Below are 17409 nucleotides of genomic sequence, written 5' to 3'. Positions count from 1 at the left end.
AAAGTGTTGCCAAAGGAATCCACAAACCAACCACACCAAACGATGCGGCCAGTCCGGGGTATCAAACAAAATTTGGCACTGGCTTATCAAGCACCCTGTTGAGTTCTCAAAGAACAACCACACACCAAGCCGGTTTCCCACATTGTGGGATTCCCCTTGGGGCAACTCCTCTACCTTACCAGAGCGACTTCGCAGTGTCAAGACCAAATTTCTGATCTCGGCTAGCTCCGTCTAGATTCCCAGGACGACGCACACCTGTAAAAGGTGGTCGTTTCTGTCTGGGGAAGCCTTGCAGACCGGCCAGTCACTGTCTTGCAGCAACCCGCCCGGCTCCTGCCGGCTTCAGCACTCTACCCGGTCAGTTTCGCGATCGCAACCCGGTCCAACCGGCCGATCACACCACCCGGTACCAGCTTCGCTCGGCGGTCACCCGCCACGAACCTGATGCCCGCTTCCTGCCAGTTTGTCCGACCTTCCGCGTGCAGAGAGAAAGTTACGCTTCCGCCCTGGAGAACACAAATCAGCGCTCATCACTATCCGAGCCGGGCCCGCCGGAGACCGGGTCGCCGGGCGGTACGGACCGATCAGCGCAGGTGGGACGACAGGAAAGGGCAGCACGTGACACAGTGACAACCATGGCTCCGGCTCGGCGGGACGTGCCAGTACTGGCCGCAGACGCACTACTCGGCCTGCTACTGCCGATCTGGCAGCTGGTCATCGGCATCCTCGTGCTGCTGGCCCTGCTCGCCTCGGTACGCACCCTGGCCAGAAGGGGGCCCTCCCGGATGTCCACCGCCCTGCTGGTCACCGCAGCGGCGATCATCGGCCTTGCGGTGATCGGGGTACTGCTCCAGGGGGAATGACCGGGACGGCTCAGAGCCGGCGGTTGGCCAGGCTGGGCAGCTCGGTACGGATCGTGGCCAGCCGGTCCAGGTCGACGTCCGCCACGGCGAACGTCGTGGTGTCCGGTGCCACGCACAACGGCAGACCCCACGGGTCGACCACCATGCTCCGGCCGAAACAGGTACGACCCGGATCGTGGTCACCGATCTGCCCGGCCGCCGCCACGTAACACTGGTTCTCGATCGCCCGGGCCCGGAGCAGCACCTCCCAGTGGTCCCGCCCGGTGTGCAGCATGAACGCCGCCGGGACCACCAGCAGTTGCGCGCCGCCCTCGACGGCGAGCCGCCGGTACAACTCCGGGAAACGCAGGTCGTAGCAGATGGAGAGGCCGACGCGTACCCCGTCGACGGTGACCACGACCGGCTCGGTGCCGGCGGCCACCGACGCGGACTCGCGGTAGGAGACCCGGCCTGGGATCTCCACGTCGTACAGGTGGATCTTGCGGTAGGTGGCAGCCAACGCACCGGACCGGTCGAACACCAGCGAGGTGTTCCAGGTGTGGTCGGGGTCCGGGCCGCTCTCGTGGAACGACCCGGCGATCACCCAGATACCCAGCCGTTGTGCCGTCCGGGCGAAGAACTCGCCGAACTCGCCGTCCACCGGCTCGGGTCGGGGCAGCCCGGCGGCAGGGCCCAGATAGTCGACGTACTCGGGAAGTACGGCTATGTCGGCGCCGGCATCCGCCGCCCGGGCGAGCAGATCCGCAGCCTGCGCCAGATTGGCGGCTCGGTCGTCCCGGGCGTTGAGCTGACAGACGGCGACACGCATGACCTGAGCCTCCTACGGGTACCTGCGGCCGGTCGGGAGAGCCGCCGGCCGCCGGCTCCGGTGACGGCCCTGACCGGGTCGGGTCACGACCGTCACCGGGTAGCCGGTCAGGCGGACTTCTCCTCGCGTTCGCGCCGGGCCCGACGCCCGGTGAACTCCCGCGGCACGATCGTCGGGTAGACGTTCTCCAGGACGACCTCACGGGTGATCAGCACGCGCGCCGCATCGGGGTTGCTGGGCACCTCGTACATCACGGAGAGCAGGACCTCCTCCATGATGGCGCGCAGCCCACGGGCACCCGTCCCCCGCAGCATCGCCTGGTCGGCGATCGCCTCCAACGCCGGCGGCTCGAACTCCAGCTCGACCCCGTCCAGCTCGAAGAGGCGCTGGTACTGCCGGACCAGGGCGTTACGGGGCTCGGTCAGGATGCGCACCAGGGCGGCCCGGTCCAGGCTGCGGACACTCGTGATCACCGGCAGTCGGCCGACGAACTCGGGGATCAGCCCGAACTTGAGCATGTCCTCCGGCAGCACCTGGTCGAAGACGTCGTCGGCCATCCGCTCGGAGACCGACCGCAACCGGGCACCGAAACCGGTACCGCCCTGGCCCGTCCGCGACTCGATGATCTGGTCGAGGCCGGCGAAGGCGCCACCGCAGATGAACAGCACGTTGGTGGTGTCGATCTGGATGAACTCCTGGTGCGGGTGCTTGCGCCCACCCTGCGGCGGCACGTTCGCCACCGTGCCTTCGAGGATCTTCAGCAGGGCCTGCTGGACGCCCTCACCGGAGACGTCCCGGGTGATCGAGGGATTCTCCGACTTGCGGGCGATCTTGTCGACCTCGTCGATGTAGATGATCCCGGTCTCGGCCCGCTTGACGTCGTAGTCCGCCGCCTGGATCAACTTGAGGAGGATGTTCTCCACGTCCTCGCCGACGTAACCCGCCTCGGTGAGCGCGGTGGCGTCCGCGATCGCGAACGGCACGTTGAGCATCCGGGCCAGGGTCTGCGCCAGGTGGGTCTTACCGCAGCCGGTCGGCCCGATCAGGAGGATGTTCGACTTGGCCAGCTCGACGCCGTCCTCGCCGCTCCCCACCCCGGCCGCCTCGGCCTGGATGCGCTTGTAGTGGTTGTAGACCGCCACCGCGAGGGCCCGCTTCGCCTGGTCCTGCCCCACGACGTAGTTGTCGAGGAACTGGCAGATCTCCATCGGCTTGGGGAGTTCTTCCCACTTGACCTCGCCGGTCTCGGCCAGCTCCTCTTCGATGATCTCGTTGCAGAGATCGATGCACTCGTCGCAGATGTAGACCCCGGGCCCTGCGATGAGTTTCTTGACCTGCTTCTGCGACTTACCGCAGAAGGAGCACTTCAGTAGGTCGCCACCGTCGCCGATCCGTGCCACCTACATTTCTCCCTGCGCTCATCGACCGGTGTTCCCCGGCCGCCTCCAGGAGGCTACGCCCCCGTCGGTCCCGCCCCGCTCCACGGTCGGACCAGCGGAGCGGTACAGACTGACGTTACCCGCTGGCCGGGTTTTCGCCGACCCCCGGCCCGGTGTGTCAGAGGGCCGGCCGGGACAGCACCCGACCGACCCCCCGTCAGCAGACCCGTCAGCTTGCGGCGTTGGCCGCCAGCAGACCCTTCTTGCGGCTGGTCAGGATCGTGTCCACCAGCCCGTACTCGCGGGACTCCTCGGCGGTCATGATCTTGTCGCGGTCGATGTCCTTGCGGACCTTCTCGACCGGCTGGTTGCAGTGCCGGGAGAGCATGTCCTCCAGCTGGGTACGCATTCGCAGGATCTCCCGGGCCTGGATCTCGATGTCCGAGCCCTGCCCGTAGCCGCCCTCCGTGGCCGGCTGGTGGATGATGATCCGCGAGTTCGGCAGCGCCATCCGCTTGCCCGGCGTACCCGCGGCCAGCAGCACCGCAGCGGCGCTGGCAGCCTGGCCGAGGCAGACCGTCTGGATGTCCGGCCGGACGTACTGCATCGTGTCGTAGATCGCCGTCATGGCGGTGAACGAACCGCCGGGCGAGTTGATGTACATGATGATGTCGCGGTCCGGGTCGGTGCCCTCCAGCGTCAGCAGCTGGGCCATCACGTCGTTGGCCGACGCGTCGTCCACCTGGACACCCAGGAAGATGATCCGGTCCTCGAAGAGCTTGTTGTACGGGTTGGACTCCTTCACCCCGTACGACGTGCGCTCGACGAAGGACGGCAGGACGTACCGGTTGTGCACGGCCGCGAACTGTGGCGGCAGGCTCAGGTCAGTCATCGTCAGCTCCTCAGCTCAGGGTTCCGGCGCCGTCGGGAACCTGCGCGGCCCCGGTGATCACCTTGTCGATGAAGCCGTAGTCCTTGGCTTCCTGCGCCGTGAACCAACGGTCCCGGTCCGAGTCGGCCTCGATCTGAGCCTGGCTCTGACCGGTGTGCGCCGCCACCCGCTCCTGGAACATCCGCTTGGTGTAGAGCATCTGCTCGGCCTGGATGGCGATGTCCGACGCCGTACCACCCATGCCACCGGACGGCTGGTGCATCATGATCCGCGCGTGCGGGAGAGCGTACCGCTTGCCCTTGGCCCCGGCGCAGAGCAGCAGCTGGCCCATCGAGGCGGCCATGCCCATGGCGACGGTCGAGACGTCGTTGTCGATGAACTGCATCGTGTCGTAGATCGCCATACCGGAGTAGACCGAGCCACCCGGCGAGTTGATCCAGAGGTTGATGTCCCGTTCCGGGTCCTCCGCCGCGAGCAGCAGCAACTGGGCACAGATGCGGTTGGCGACCTGGTCGGTCACCTCGCTGCCCAGGAAGATGATCCGCTCCTTGAGCAACCGGTTGTAGACCGAGTCGTCGAGGTTGCCAATGGAGTCGCCCCCGCGGGCTTCGGACACCCTGAGAGGCATCGCTGGGATGTGCATTTCGGTCATGGCAGCCCTTCGCTCTCCGTACCGTCTTACGCCCGACACTAACCGGTCACCGGGCCCACAGAGCCCCTCTCGGGGCACTGTTCGCTATGAGCGCAGCTCGCACGGGGCGTACCCCTGAAAGAAGACTGGCCGCCGCGCGCCGCAAGCGGCGGACGGCGGCCAGACCCGGTCGTCGATCAGTGCTCGTGGTCGTGGTCGTGCGCGTGCTCGGCCTCGTTCTCGTCCCGCAGCGCGTCGAGGGTCACCTCGTTGCCCGCAGTGTCCTTGATCTTGATGCGCTCCATCACCGAGGCGAGCGCCTTGCCCCGGCGAACGTCGCCGAAGACGGCACCCGCGGCGCCCGACCGGACCAGCTGGTCGTAGTACTGCTGCGGAGCCATGCCGGCGCGCTGCGCCCGGTGCACGATCTCGTGGCCGAACTCGTCGTCGGTGACCTGGACGTTCTCCGCGTCCGCCAGCGAGTCGAGCAGCAGCTGGATCCGGACACCCTGGGTGGCCGCCTCGGTCAGCTCGGTGGTGATCTGCTCCTCGGTCTTCTCCTCAGCCGCGAGGTAGTCCTCCAGCGAGGCGCCGATCCGCTCCAGCTGGTCGACCATCGCCTGCTTGCGGTGGTCGACCTCCTCGCGGACGACGCCCTCCGGCGCGGGCACCTCGGCGGCGGCGACCAGCTGCTCCAGGGCCTTGTCCCGGGCGGCGTAGATCTGCTCCATCCGCTTGCCCTTGGTGACCCGCTCGCGCACGTCGGCACGCAGCTCGTCGAGGGTGTCGAACTCGCTGGCGAGCTGGGCGAACTCGTCGTTCAGCTCGGGCAGTTCCTTCTCCTTGACGGTCCGGACGGTCACCTTCACGTCCGCGTCGCTGCCGGCGAAGTCCCCACCGACGAGCTGGGTCACGAAGCTGGTCTCCTCGCCGGCGGAGAGACCGACGACCGCCTCGTCCAGGCCGGGGAGCAGCTGCTTGCTGCCGACCTCGTGCGAGAGGTTGCTGGCCGTGCCGCCCGGCACCTCGGCGCCGTCGACCGTGGCGACCAGGTCGAGCTGCACGAAGTCACCCTCCTGGGCGGACCGCTCGACGGTCTTCAGCGTGGCGAAGCGCTCGCGCAGGTTGTTGACCTGCTCGTCCACCTCGGTGTCGCTGATCTGGAGCTCGTCGACGGTCACCTCGACGGTGGTGAGATCCGGGATGGTGATCTCCGGCCGGACGTCGACCTCGGCGGTGAACTTGAGGGTGTCACCGTCGTTGAACTCGGTGATCTCCACCTCGGGGCGGCCGAGCGTCTTGACGTCGTGCTCCCGGACGGCGGCCAGGATGTTCTCCGGGATCGCCTCCTGCACGGCCTCGTTCAGCACGGCACCGCGACCCACCCGCTGGTCGATCACCGCAGCCGGGATCTTGCCGCGCCGGAAACCGGGGACGTTCACCTGCTGGGCGATCTCCCGGTACGCCTTCTTGAGGCTCGGCTCGAGCTCGACGAACGGCACCTCGATGGCGAGCCGCACGCGCGTCGGGCTCAGAGTCTCGACGGTGCTCTTCACAGGCGTACTCCTTGACGGATCTCGGTCTTGATCTGGGCGTGATTCAGCCCATCGAGTGTAGGCGAGCCGAAGCGGCGCCCGATCAGCGCCCGGCACCACGGGTGGTGCTGCCGGACGCCGAGGCCGCGGACGACAGTCGGGGTGGCGGGATTTGAACCCACGGCCCCTCGCTCCCAAAGCGAGTGCGCTACCAAGCTGCGCTACACCCCGTTGCGACGAGAAGTGTATGCCCGTCCGTGTCCGGGTGGGGTGGCGGGTCGCACGGCGGGTCGCGCAGGTCCGCCGGGCCGGGTCGCCGGGCCGGGTCCGATCGCCTGGCTCCGGTCGGTCGGCTCCGGTAGGTGCGCCGGGATACCCGTACGCGTCGACGGGACGGACCGGGTACGCTACCTCCCACGGCCCGGGGAACCGGGGCGTACGCGGGCGTAGCTCAATGGCAGAGCTTCAGTCTTCCAAACTGACGGTGCGGGTTCGATTCCCGTCGCCCGCTCCACACTCTCCGGCCCAGGTCAGCGGCACGATCACCGCACCTGGGCCGCTCTCGTTTCAGCCTTCCTTGATCTTGCGGGCCGTTCGCGGGCCAGCAGCTTCCGGCAGGCCGGCACGGCCACCGCCAGGCGGCCCTGTCGCCCGGCGGCCCTAGCCGGGCAGGTCGTGCGGAACCTCGGCTTCCGCTGCGTCCAACCAGCGCCGGTACCAGCGGGCGAACCCGAGGGGCCTTCCGCCGTCGTCGCGCAACGGCCGGAGAGGACCGTTGCCGGCTCTGTCGTCGGCCCACATCTGGCCCCGCGCCGGACCGGTGACGACGAGAGCCTCCCGGTACGCGCAGCCGAGATGGCACAGGTACAGCAGCCCGATCGAGTGTTCGGGACTGAGGGCGACCTCGTCGTACCGTTCCCAGTACGCTTCCGCCGCCTCGTCGTACGCCTCCTCCGAGTCGTAGTCCGCCTCCTCGGGCGGTGCGGGCAGACCGTGGGCGGGATCGAACGCCCCGACGTGGGCGAAGGGCTGCCCGAGGGTGTCCAGGTCGGTCAGTTCCGCGCCGTCGCCCGCCCACCGCCAGCGTCCGTCCACCCGGCGGACCGGGAAGAGCCCGTAGGCCGGTCCGGCACCGCCCCGGCCCGCCTCCGACAGGAAGGACCGGTACTCCCCCGGCAGGTCGACCCCGAGTTGGGTCTCCAGTTCGGTCAGCTCCCCGGGCGTCAGGGGCGGTTCAAGCTCCCATCCGTGGTCGGAGGAGCCGAAGACAGCGTCGGCGCCGGGCAGGGCCGACAGCCGCCCGAGCCGTGCGGGTACGTCCGACCAGTCGATGAGCGTCACGGCCGGCACGATACCGGCACGGCGTCGATCGGTTGGCCGCCGTCACGGGGTCGGGGTCCGGGCGTCCCCACCGCTGCCGGACCGCCGGGTGGCCCACGCCGTCAACAGACCACCCGCCAGCCAGACCGCGGTCGCCACGGTGTTGGTGGTGCTGTACACCGGCACCACGAACAGCACGACGCCCGCACCCAGCAGCAGGGCCAGTCCGATCCGCGCACGGGTGCGGCGGACCGGCGACAACGGGCCGGCGGTCCGGACCAGGATCCACCACAGCAGCGGTCCACCGAGGACCATCGTGAGGGTGAGAATCATGACCGTGTCCAACGTGACCTCCGTCCGTGGCGGGGTCCGCACCCCGTCGCGTCACCATGATGGGGCGTGGCATGCCGGGGCACCGCCCCGTCCCGCAATGAGGGAGATCGATTGCCGCCGGCCGGCGCGGACGGTGGCGTCCCGGACGGCCGGACGGGATGCCCGCCTTGCCGGTGGCGGGCATCCCGGGTCTACCGGTCGGTGACCGTGGTCAGTGCACGACCTTGTTGCCGGTCACGTTGTCGCCGAGGAACTTGCTGCCGAGAACCTTGTCACCGTGGATGTTCTCCACCGTGATGGCGAACTCCTTGGCCGGGTTGTCGATCGCCTCGACGATCTGGTGGACCAGGTACTGGACCTGCTCCCGGTCCCGGCTCATCAGGGCCACGTGCGGGCTGCCCGCCGTCTCCACCATCAGCGCGTAGATGTTGGTCTCGTTGAGCGCGCGGGCCAGCCGGAGGCCCTGGAGGGCGAAGACCCCGGCCACCACCAGCAGGAGGATGACGTAGAACGCCCCCGGTGCGGCGTCGCCGAGGCAGGCGAGGAGGACGAACCCGAAGAGGCCGCCCACGGCCGTCTTCACCGCGCTCCGGACGAAGGCCCGGATGGCGCCGCTGCGGTCCGGCACGTAGGCGGCGGAGCGCACCCGGGCGATGTTGTGCAGCGGGTACGCGTGGTCACCGACCCACAGCGTACGGTTCCGGACAGCTACCTGAACGGTCTCCAGTGCGTATCCCATGTCGTGTCCGTCCCTTCGAGGAGTTGGTCAGTCGGCGATCACGGTCTGTTCGGCCACACCCTCGCCCGCCACGAGTACGGGCAGCTGGGTGTCGTCGTGACCGTGCAGGCTGAGCAGGTTGCGGCCGAGTTCGTAGGCCACCCGCACCGAACTGCCGTGCGCGATGCCCTGGTAGAAGCCGGTCGCGAAGCGGATGGCGGTCTGGTCCGGTACCGGCCCCTGCATGGCGATCACGCAGGGCACGTGCCGGGCCACCGCGCGGGCCTGCTCGTGGGTGAAGCAGGCGTTGAGCACGACGCACCGCAGGGCGCCCCGGAGGATGCCGAACAGGTCGCTGAGCGCGTGCGGGGGTACCGGCTGGGGAAGGCCGAAGTCGTCGTTGACCAGGATCCCGTGCGACTGGCTGCCGTGCCCGCTGAAGTGGGCGATCACCGGGCGGTGCCGCAGCAGCGCGGTCTGGAGGTCGTCGAGGCGTACCGCGTCGGCGGTGCGGACGGTCAGCCAGTCGCCGGCCTGTGCCAGGGTGACAACCTGGTCGATCGCCCGCCGCTCCTGGTCGAGGCGCAGGGCCGAGGTGCGCAGTGGGTTGGCGGTCATCAGCAGGATCACCCGGGACTCCCGGCGGTGGACGCCGCCGCCGTGGGGGCGGCTGCCGGAGTGCCGGCCGTCGTCGGGGACGTGGCCGGGGCCGTAGACGTGTTTGTCGCCCTGGACCAGGTCGCCGCCGAACTTGTTGCCGTAGACCTTGTCCCCGTAGACGATCTCTCCCATGACGGCTCCATGCCTCATCGCTGTTGTCCTGAGCGGCGGTCCTGCCCCTGCGGGCCGTCCTGGCCCTCGTCCGCACCGTCCTGGCTCTCCCGGGGCCGGGGCGGATCGGTGCCCAGGGCGTGGAGCAGCGTGTTGCGCCGGTCGCGGACCGCGCGGGGCATAGGGTGCGCCGGTCGGGAGCCGATCGGGGTCGCCCGGGGTGCGCTGATCCGGTCGAGCAGCCGGGCGGCGGTCAGTACCTGCACGGCGTCCTGCCGGCGCACGGCCGGTTCCAGGGTGTCGAGCACCCCGAGCACCTTCGGCCAGAAACGTTCGTCGTCGGTTTCCACGTCGTCGAGGCGAATGAGTGACGCGGCGAGAAAGTTCTTTACGTCCGATTCCAGGGTGCGGAGTACCTCCGTCATGAAATCACCCCCTCAGGCCCAGAGCGAGCCATTGAGTTATGTACATCGATCGAGAGGGTCGGGTTGGTCGGATAACGCCCGGGTAAGCCGGCCGTGATTTGCCACCTTCAACCGGTTCGGTCAGATGTAACGCATCGACCGGAACAGCTCCCTGCCTTTTCCGTCCAACGTGCGACTCCCCTGATCAAGCACACAGCCGAAACGCTTCCAGCGCAATGCCGTATCTGCTTCCGGTTTGCTTCCGACCAGGTGCAGTTGTACGCTCCCCCGATCGAGTCATTTCCGCAGGTAGACCCTTTAGAGGGGACGTGCGATGCCTCATGTGCGGGTGGCGGCACTCGGCCAACTCCTCGTCGAGGTCGACGGGAAGCCCGCGAAACTCACCCCCACCAACGCCCGGATGCTGCTCCGGCTCCTCGTCGCCGGTGGCCGGCCGGTGGCGATCGAGCAGCTCTACCGCGACGTCTGGTACGCCGGGACGGCAGCACCGCTGAGCCGGGGCAACCGGACCCTCGTGCAGCGCCAGATCGGGGAACTGCGCAGGATCGTCGACCCGGAACGCCCCGGTGACACCTCCGAGATCATCCTGACCGCCCGGGGCACCTCGTCGGCGTACCAGCTGGCCCTGGCCCGGGACGACGTGGACGTCTGGTGGTTCGAGGACCTGGCCGAGATCGCCCGCACCGCCGAGCCGGCCAGGGCCGCCGACGTCGCCCGCACGGCGCTCGCGCTGTGGCGCGACACCACGGCCGTCCAGCTCGGGTCGGACCAGTCCGGTACGGGCGCGCTGCGTCGCCTGCGGGAGCTGCGCACCTCGGTCCAGCGTCGGCTCCTCGACGCGTACGTCGCGCTGCGACTGCCGGACGAGGCGCGGTCCCTGGCCGGGGAGCTGCTCGCCGAACGCCCCGGGGACACCGAGGTCCAAAGCGTCCTCGACGACCTGCGACGGCGGGAGGCCGCCGACCAGGACGTCGTCCTGCGGCACACCTTCGACCGCCCCCGGGCCACCCTCGTGCTGGCCGTCGGGGACCTGTTCGCCCTGCACCGGGCCGACCTGGTGGTCGGGTTCACCGACACCTTCGACACGTCCACCCGGGGCGACCGGGTGATCTCCGCGACCAGCATCCAGGGGCAGCTGCTGCACCGGGTCTACCGGGGTGACCGGGAACGGCTCGACCGGGACCTGCGGCGCGCCCTGTCCGGGACACCCGAGCAGGATCGGGAGACCCGCGCCGGCAAACGCCACGGCAAACTCGTCCGGTACCCGGTGGGCACGGTGGCGGTGCTGCCCGACGAGGCGCGGCGGATCTTCTGCGTCGCGTACAGCCGGCTCGGCAACGACCTGGTCGCCCGCTCCTCGCTGGAGTGGCTGGCCGACAGCCTCGACCGGCTGTGGGAGGCGGTACACCGGCACGGACAGTTCGCCGAGGTCGCGATTCCGCTCGTCGGATCCGGCCGGTCCCGGCTGGACACGGTCGACCATCAGGGACTGCTGGAGCTGATCGTGCTCTCATTCCTACGCGCGTCGGGTCGTTTTCCGATCTGCCGGGAACTCCGTATCGTGCTGTCCCCATATCAGCTTGAGAAGGTCGACGTCAACGCCCTCCGCCGGCTGATCGACTCGTTGTAGCAACGATTATGGCGCACCGTCTACGATCTGGCCGTGCACGAGACGGAATCACCAACGGTCCATGCCCGGGAGTTGGTCGTCCATGTCTTTGCACCACTGCACGGACCGTGGGCGGTCGAGGCGTACGCAGATCTGCAACACATCTGGGCGCAGTGTCGTGAACTCGCCGGAATGCGTCATCCGATCGGTGGCATTCCGGTCCCCGACAAGTTACCGGAGCTGACGGATATCCGCCGGGGCACATCCGGTCTCGACGACGTGACCCTGGCCGGGCAGCAGGCCGCCGAACCGGTGTTCCAGGCCATTCTGCGGCGCCACCACGACGTGGTGAACCTGTCGGTGGTCCTCGCCCCCGTCGAGCGACCACACGGGGACGGGCCCGACGGCTGGACCGGGCCCGACGGCTGGACCGGGCTGGACCGCCTGTGGTCCGCGATCGCCCCACCGACGGCCGGTGGGCTGCTCGGCGTCACCCGCGTCTACCAGGGGCTGCTCACGCACCAGGCGACCGTCGACCCGGCCCCGGCGTACGCCCTGCTGCCGTCGCTGCCGGTCACCGGGACGGCCGGGTACTGGCCGGCGGGGGTGGTGACCCCGGCCGGGCTCGGCGTGTGGGAGGTGGGCGCGACCGACGACGGCCGGACGGAGCGCCGGCTGCTGGTACTCGCACCGGACGGGGACGGGGACCGGTTGAGTGCCTGGACCTGGTCGCGGGGTGACCCGGCGATGCCGCCCCTGGCCCGCTACCTGCTGCACGCGGCGACCGTCCGGCACCACCTACGGGTCCGCCTGGCCGCCGACGACCCCACCGTCGAGGTCGACCGCACGACCGACCTGGTCGCCCGGTCGCCCGGCGACGCGCTACCGGAACTGGCCCGGGGCGAGGTGACGGCGGCCACCCTGGAACGGCAGTTGCGCACCATGAGCCGCTCGGTGGAGACGGCCCGCGACAACATGCGCACCGCACTCGGCGGCGAGGCGGACGCGCTGCTGACCGGTACCGGTCCGTTCGCCGACGACGACCGGCTCGTCGACTGGTTCCGCACCCTGCTCGCCGACGACCTGTCGGGGTTGGCTGTCAGCACCGGACACCTGCGCACGGTGGCCGGCATCGTGGCACGCCTGCCATCCGACGACCCCCACCCCGAAGAACAGAGGAGCACCGTGCCCAACCCGCGCAACGTCTTCGTCGTACACGGCCGCGACCTTGAGGTGGTCGACGCGTTCTTCGGGTTCCTCCGGGCGCTCGACCTGCACCCGGTGGACTGGGAGGAGGTGGTGAACGACACGAACGCGGCGACCCCGTACCTCGGTGACGTGGTCCGGCAGGGTTTCGAGAACATCCAGGCGGCCGTCGTCCTGCTGACCCCCGACGACGTCGCGTACCTCCATCCCGACCTGCACACCGCGGAGGAGCCGGAGCACGAGCGGCAGCCGACCGGACAGGCCCGGCCCAACGTGCTCTTCGAGGCCGGTATGGCGTTCGCCCTGCACCCGACCCGGACCGTGCTGATCCAGGTCGGTCAGCTCCGCCCGTTCTCCGACATCGGGGGACGCAACTTCGTCCGGTTCGACGGTTCGGTGCCGGCCATGCAGAAGGTCGCCCACCGGTTGAAGAACGCCGGGTGCGCAGTCAACGACCGTGGCCCGGACTGGCTCAACCAACGCCGGTTCGCTGGCCTGTCGGCGCTGACCCGCCGGCCCTGACGGGGCACCGGCAGGCGCTGGACGGCTGGCGGGCCGTCCGCCCGGCGAACCTGTGTCACCGGCGGCCGGCCCGGACGCGGTAGCCTGCCTCAAAAGTCCCTCCTGGACCGAGCGGAGCCATGCGTACTCTCACCGTCTCCACACAGCGAGCCGGGGCCTACCCCACCATCCGCGACGCACTGGAGGTCGCGCCGGACGGCGCCACGATCTCCATCGAGGCCGGCGTCTACCCCGAGTCGGTCCGTCTGGCCCGCCAGCGGGTGAGCCTGGTGGCGGCGGGCGAGGCCGGCTCGGTGACCATCGACGGCAGTGGCGCCGGGGCGCCGACGATCGCCTGTTCCGGCGCGGAGGTCACCCTGCGCGGGCTGGTGGTCGCCGGTGGCGACTACCCGGCGGTCGAGGCCACCGGGGGCCGGCTGACCATCGAGAAGTGCGAGGTGCGCACCGGGTACGCGGCCGGGGTGCAGGTCGTCGACGGCGCGGTGGTCGACGCCACCGACGTGAAGGTGCTCGGCGGCCAGCACGGGTTCGTCCTCTCGGACGCCGGGGGCGTGCTGGACACCTGCGAGGTGCGAGGCATCAGCGACGACGGCATCATCGTCCGGCTCGGCGCGAACCCGACGATCCGCAACTGCACGGTCGCCGACTGCGGCTACCGGGGCGTGTACGTCTACCAGGGTGGTCGTCCGACGATCGAGAAGTGTGACATCTCGACCACCGGGGACGCCGGGATCGTGGTGGCGCACCAGAGCGCGCCGCAGATCAGCGCCACCTGGGTGCACGACACCCGGGGGGTGGGCATCTCGTTTGGACCGGGCTGCGGGGGCCTGGTCGAGACGACCCGGGTGGAGCAGACCGCCCAGCCGGGCATCGACGTGGCGGAGGGCGCCAACCCCACGATCCGGGCCGAGGAGCCGACCGCCGGTCAACCCCGGGTGGGCGTACAGGCGGTGTCCGGCGCGACCACGCAGGACACCGAGAAGGTCGAGAAGCTGCTCGCCGAACTCGACTCGATGATCGGCCTGGCCGGGGTGAAGGCCGAGGTCCGGGCCCTGATCGACGAGATCCAGGTCAACGAGTGGCGACGCAGTGCCGGGCTGGCGGTCGGCGGGGCCAGTCACCACCTGATCTTCACGGGGGCACCGGGTACCGGTAAGACCACGGTCGCCCGGATCTACGGGCAGTTGCTCAAGGCGCTCGGTGTGCTGCCGAACGGACAGTTCAAGGAGGTCTCCCGGCGGGACCTGGTCGGCCAGTACATCGGTCACACCGCCGAGAAGACCACCAAGGTGTTCGAGGAGGCCATGGGTGGCGTGCTCTTCATCGACGAGGCGTACACCCTGTCCCGGGCCGGTGGGGCCAGCGCCGACTTCGGCCAGGAGGCCATCGACACCCTGGTGAAGCTGATGGAGGACCACCGCGACCAGGTGGCCGTCATCGTCGCCGGGTACACCGACGAGATGCTCACCTTCCTCGACGCCAACTCCGGTCTGGCCTCCCGGTTCGCCAAGACCCTGGAGTTCGAGAACTACGCCCCGGACGAGCTGGTGCTGATCGTCAACCGGATCGCCCGCAACGACGACTACCTGCTCGCGCCAGGGCTGGGCGACGCCCTGCTGGAGTGGTTCGGGCAGATCGAGCGGGACCGGAACTTCGGTAACGCCCGGGAGGCCCGCAAACTGCTGGAGGGGATGCGCAAGGCGCAGTCCGGACGGCTGCGGTCGCTGGGCCGGATGCCGGACCGTGACGACCTGCGCACCCTGGTCCTGGACGACCTGCTCGTCGCGACACGGTGACCGCCGTGGCACCGCGTACGCCCGCCCCGGACGGACCAGCCGTGCTGCGTCCCCGTCGGCGCCCCGGCCAACTGGGCCCGGTACACCTGATCCAGCTGCTGCTCGCCGAGGCCGCCCTCGTCACCGTGGCGGCGGTACTCGGGCGCGACCCGGTCGTGCTGGTCGCCGCCGTGCTCGGTGCACTGCTCCTGCTGCTGGTCACCCTCGGGCGGCGGCAGGGCCGCTGGTGGGTGGAGCGGCTGTTGATGAACCGCGCCTACCGGCGGCGACGCCGGGGGGTGGCCACGGTGGCCGCCGGTACCGACCCCCGGTTGACCGCGCTGCGGGCGCTGGCACCGGGTCTGGTCGTACAGGACGTACCGCTGACCGCCGGCGGTCAGGTCGGTGTCGCCCGCGACGACGCCGGCTGGTACGCGGTGGCAGCCCTCCAACCGGGCAACCCGGGTGGCCCCACCGAGGGCGACCTGGACCTGAACGCGCTGGCCGCCGCGCTGGCCGAGGCCGACCAGCCCGGGGCGGTGCTCCAGGTGGTACTCCAGACCGTGCCCGCCCCGAGCATCGACGCGCACCCCTCGTCGCCGGCCGGGCAGTCGTACCGGCAGCTGCTCACCGGATTCGACGCCCCACCGGTACCCGCCGACCGGCAGACCTGGATCGCGGTACGCCTGGACGCCCGTGCCCTCGCCGAGGCCACGGTGGACCAGCGGGCGGACCTGGACCTGGCACCGGCGGTGGTGGCCGCGCTGCTGCGCCGGGTGGTCAAGCCGCTGCGCCGGGCCGGGCTCGGTTACCGGCTGCTGGACGCCGACGAGCTGGTGCAGGCCCTGCTCAACTCCTGTGACCTGGACCCGGCCGGCACCCTGGAGCCGCACGCCACACCACCCAGGGAGGAATGGTCGGCGTGGCACTCCGGCCGGCTGGTACACCGCTCGTACTGGGTCCGTTCCTGGCCGGAAGTCGGCCAGGCGGGCGCGTTGCTCGGCTGGCTCGGCAGTTCCCCCTCGGCGATGACCACGGTGTCGCTGATCCTGGCGCCGGAGGACACCGACGGCATGACCGACCTGCGCGGTCTGGTCCGGGTCGCGGCACCGGCCAACGAGTCGGCCCCGCTCTGCCAGGCCCTCGTCCGGGGCGCCGAGCAACGGCAGGCCACACTGTTCCCGTTGGACGGTGAGCAGGGTCCGGCCGTCTACGCGACGGCCCCCACCGGAGGTGGTGCCCGATGACGACCCCTGGCTCCGGCCCCGGCTCCGGCCAGCCACCCGGGTACCCGGACCGGCCGGTAGCAGACCCGGGGATGCCCGCGCCGACGATCGGCCGGGCCGTCGTCGGGCGCTCCCCGGTCGGTGCGGCTGTCCCGCCCGGACCGCCCGGGCCGCCCGCTGGCACGGCGTACCCGGCCGGTGCGCTGCCCCACCCCGGGCAGGAGTACACCGGGTCGGGGTACCCGGGGCAGCAGCCCTACCCTGGGCAGGCGTACGCGTCGGCCCCGTACCCCGGGGCCTACCCGGCGCCGGCACCCGTTGCCGCGCCGCCGGCGGTGGCCACCGGCGACCCGCAGGCCGGCAGCGCCGTGACCGGTGCGGCGACCGGGGCCGGGGCCGGCGCTGCGACCGGCACCACGGCGGCCAGTGCCGCCACGACCGCCGCCGCCCGGCCGTTGCTGGCCGGTGTCCCGGGGCAGCGGTTGGCCGTACCCGAGGTGCTGCGGCAGGATCCGCCGGCCCCCGGCCCGGACGCCCCGCCGCCACCGGGGGGTGCCGATCCTCAACAGCGGCTCAGCCGGCTACGGATCGGCTCGCACATCGCCTCTCCGGCGGCGCTCGCGCAGCTGCGCGTGTCGGCACCCGGCACCGGGGTCATCATCGGTGCCGACCAGGAGCGGCGTCCGGTGCCGGTCCGGTTGTTCGGTCCCGACCCGACCCGGGTGACCCTGGTCGGTGGGGTGTGGGCCAGCCAGCTGCTGGCCTTCCGGGTACTCGCCCTGGGCGCCCGGGTCGCCGTGGTCACGGCCGACCCGCGTAACTGGGACGGTTTCGGTGAGCGGGTGACCGGCCGCAACGACCGGGTCGCCCTGGTCCCGGCCGACCAGCCGCTGGCGCTGGCCGCCACCGCCCGGCAGCCCGTGCTGGTCATCCACGACGTGGGGCTGACCGGCGCGGTCGCCCCCCAGCCGCTCGGTCCGTGGCAGGCGCAGCTCACCGTGCTGCGCCAGCTGGACCGGTCGGGGGTACCGGTGCTGCACGCCTCCGATCTGGTGCTGCTCCAGCGGCTCTCCAGCGGGGAGTCGGCGCTCGTCGCCGACGTGCTACGACTGCCCGGGGCCAGCGCGCAGTACCTCCAGGCGATGACCGACGACATGCTCGCGCTGGTGGTGGACGGCGTCGAGCGGTACCTCTGGTTGGCGCAGACCGAGGTCGAGCGCCAGTACGGCGGCGCACCCCGGCGCTGACGATCGGCGCGGCCCGTCCCCGCCCGGCGGGCGACGGGCGACGGGCGACGGGCGATGGGCGACGGGCGATGGGCGATGGGCGACGGTGCCGGGGTGCCGGGACGCCGGGGTGCCGGGGTGCCGGGACGCCGGGGGGGCGGAGCCCACTC

Annotated in this window: 16 protein-coding genes and 2 tRNA genes; 7 read left to right on the top strand and 11 right to left on the bottom strand. The window is 70.5% G+C overall.

Annotation, left to right across the window (positions count from 1 at the left end; genetic code table 11):
- The first annotated feature begins 635 nt into the window (after nt 1–635).
- Complete coding sequence (locus GSF22_RS16965) at nt 636–863, top strand: hypothetical protein (protein WP_208814558.1); 228 nt, start codon at nt 636–638, stop codon at nt 861–863.
- Nucleotides 864–873: 10 nt separating this feature from the next.
- On the opposite strand, the gene GSF22_RS16960 is transcribed toward GSF22_RS16965, so the two are convergent.
- The 6 genes from GSF22_RS16960 to GSF22_RS16935 all read right to left on the bottom strand — a co-directional run bounded on the left by GSF22_RS16960 (nt 874) and on the right by GSF22_RS16935 (nt 6339).
- Nucleotides 874–1671 carry a carbon-nitrogen hydrolase family protein gene (locus GSF22_RS16960; protein ID WP_208814557.1) on the bottom strand — a complete coding sequence of 266 codons (798 nt, stop codon included), beginning with the start codon at nt 1669–1671 and terminating at the stop codon, nt 874–876.
- Between the two features lie 107 nt (nt 1672–1778).
- On the bottom strand, nt 1779–3071 hold the full coding sequence (clpX, locus tag GSF22_RS16955; RefSeq protein ID WP_208814556.1) for an ATP-dependent Clp protease ATP-binding subunit ClpX: 1293 nt from the start codon (nt 3069–3071) through the stop codon (nt 1779–1781).
- A gap of 208 nt (nt 3072–3279) precedes the next feature.
- The gene (locus GSF22_RS16950; RefSeq protein ID WP_208814555.1) at nt 3280–3942 is read right to left on the bottom strand and encodes an ATP-dependent Clp protease proteolytic subunit; all 663 of its coding nucleotides are present in this window, start codon (nt 3940–3942) and stop codon (nt 3280–3282) included.
- Between the two features lie 10 nt (nt 3943–3952).
- Complete coding sequence (locus GSF22_RS16945; protein WP_208814554.1) at nt 3953–4594, bottom strand: ClpP family protease; 642 nt, start codon at nt 4592–4594, stop codon at nt 3953–3955.
- 176 nt (nt 4595–4770) lie between these two features.
- Nucleotides 4771–6129: a trigger factor gene (gene tig, locus GSF22_RS16940; protein WP_208814553.1), complete on the bottom strand. Its 1359-nt coding sequence runs from the start codon at nt 6127–6129 to the stop codon at nt 4771–4773.
- 136 nt (nt 6130–6265) lie between these two features.
- Nucleotides 6266–6339 (bottom strand) — tRNA-Pro (locus GSF22_RS16935).
- A gap of 209 nt (nt 6340–6548) precedes the next feature.
- On the opposite strand from GSF22_RS16935, the gene GSF22_RS16930 reads away from it, so the two are divergent.
- Nucleotides 6549–6622 (top strand) — tRNA-Gly (locus GSF22_RS16930).
- 146 nt (nt 6623–6768) lie between these two features.
- On the opposite strand, the gene GSF22_RS16925 is transcribed toward GSF22_RS16930, so the two are convergent.
- The 5 genes from GSF22_RS16925 to GSF22_RS16905 all read right to left on the bottom strand — a co-directional run bounded on the left by GSF22_RS16925 (nt 6769) and on the right by GSF22_RS16905 (nt 9675).
- Nucleotides 6769–7449, bottom strand: coding sequence for an SMI1/KNR4 family protein (locus tag GSF22_RS16925; RefSeq protein ID WP_208814552.1), 681 nt, complete (start codon nt 7447–7449; stop codon nt 6769–6771).
- A 42-nt stretch (nt 7450–7491) separates the two neighbouring features.
- The gene (locus GSF22_RS16920) at nt 7492–7761 is read right to left on the bottom strand and encodes a hypothetical protein (RefSeq protein ID WP_208814551.1); all 270 of its coding nucleotides are present in this window, start codon (nt 7759–7761) and stop codon (nt 7492–7494) included.
- 211 nt (nt 7762–7972) lie between these two features.
- Nucleotides 7973–8500: a DUF6232 family protein gene (locus tag GSF22_RS16915; RefSeq protein WP_208814550.1), complete on the bottom strand. Its 528-nt coding sequence runs from the start codon at nt 8498–8500 to the stop codon at nt 7973–7975.
- Nucleotides 8501–8527: 27 nt separating this feature from the next.
- On the bottom strand, nt 8528–9271 hold the full coding sequence (locus GSF22_RS16910) for a CHAT domain-containing protein (protein WP_208814549.1): 744 nt from the start codon (nt 9269–9271) through the stop codon (nt 8528–8530).
- A 14-nt stretch (nt 9272–9285) separates the two neighbouring features.
- Nucleotides 9286–9675, bottom strand: a complete 390-nt coding sequence (locus tag GSF22_RS16905; RefSeq protein ID WP_208814548.1) for a CATRA system-associated protein — start codon at nt 9673–9675, stop codon at nt 9286–9288.
- Nucleotides 9676–9988: 313 nt separating this feature from the next.
- Between GSF22_RS16905 and GSF22_RS16900 the strand changes: the two genes are divergently transcribed.
- The 5 genes from GSF22_RS16900 to GSF22_RS16880 all read left to right on the top strand — a co-directional run bounded on the left by GSF22_RS16900 (nt 9989) and on the right by GSF22_RS16880 (nt 17260).
- Entirely contained in the window at nt 9989–11305 is a 1317-nt protein-coding gene (locus tag GSF22_RS16900; protein WP_208814547.1) for a macro domain-containing protein, read from the top strand.
- Nucleotides 11306–11338: 33 nt separating this feature from the next.
- Nucleotides 11339–13012, top strand: a complete 1674-nt coding sequence (locus GSF22_RS16895) for a CATRA conflict system CASPASE/TPR repeat-associated protein (RefSeq protein WP_208814546.1) — start codon at nt 11339–11341, stop codon at nt 13010–13012.
- Between the two features lie 119 nt (nt 13013–13131).
- The gene (locus GSF22_RS16890; RefSeq protein ID WP_208814545.1) at nt 13132–14808 is read left to right on the top strand and encodes a right-handed parallel beta-helix repeat-containing protein; all 1677 of its coding nucleotides are present in this window, start codon (nt 13132–13134) and stop codon (nt 14806–14808) included.
- 5 nt (nt 14809–14813) lie between these two features.
- Nucleotides 14814–16034, top strand: a complete 1221-nt coding sequence (locus GSF22_RS16885; protein ID WP_208814544.1) for a type VII secretion protein EccE — start codon at nt 14814–14816, stop codon at nt 16032–16034.
- Nucleotides 16031–17260, top strand: coding sequence for a hypothetical protein (locus GSF22_RS16880; protein ID WP_208814543.1), 1230 nt, complete (start codon nt 16031–16033; stop codon nt 17258–17260). The genes GSF22_RS16885 and GSF22_RS16880 overlap by 4 nt, the downstream gene beginning before the upstream one ends.
- Nucleotides 17261–17409: the final 149 nt, after the last annotated feature.

The sequence above is a fragment of the Micromonospora echinofusca genome, assembly GCF_017614955.1.
Classification (GTDB): domain Bacteria; phylum Actinomycetota; class Actinomycetes; order Mycobacteriales; family Micromonosporaceae; genus Micromonospora; species Micromonospora echinofusca_A.
Note: the sequence above shows the minus strand (reverse complement) of the source record. Positions and strands in the feature narration are given on the sequence as shown.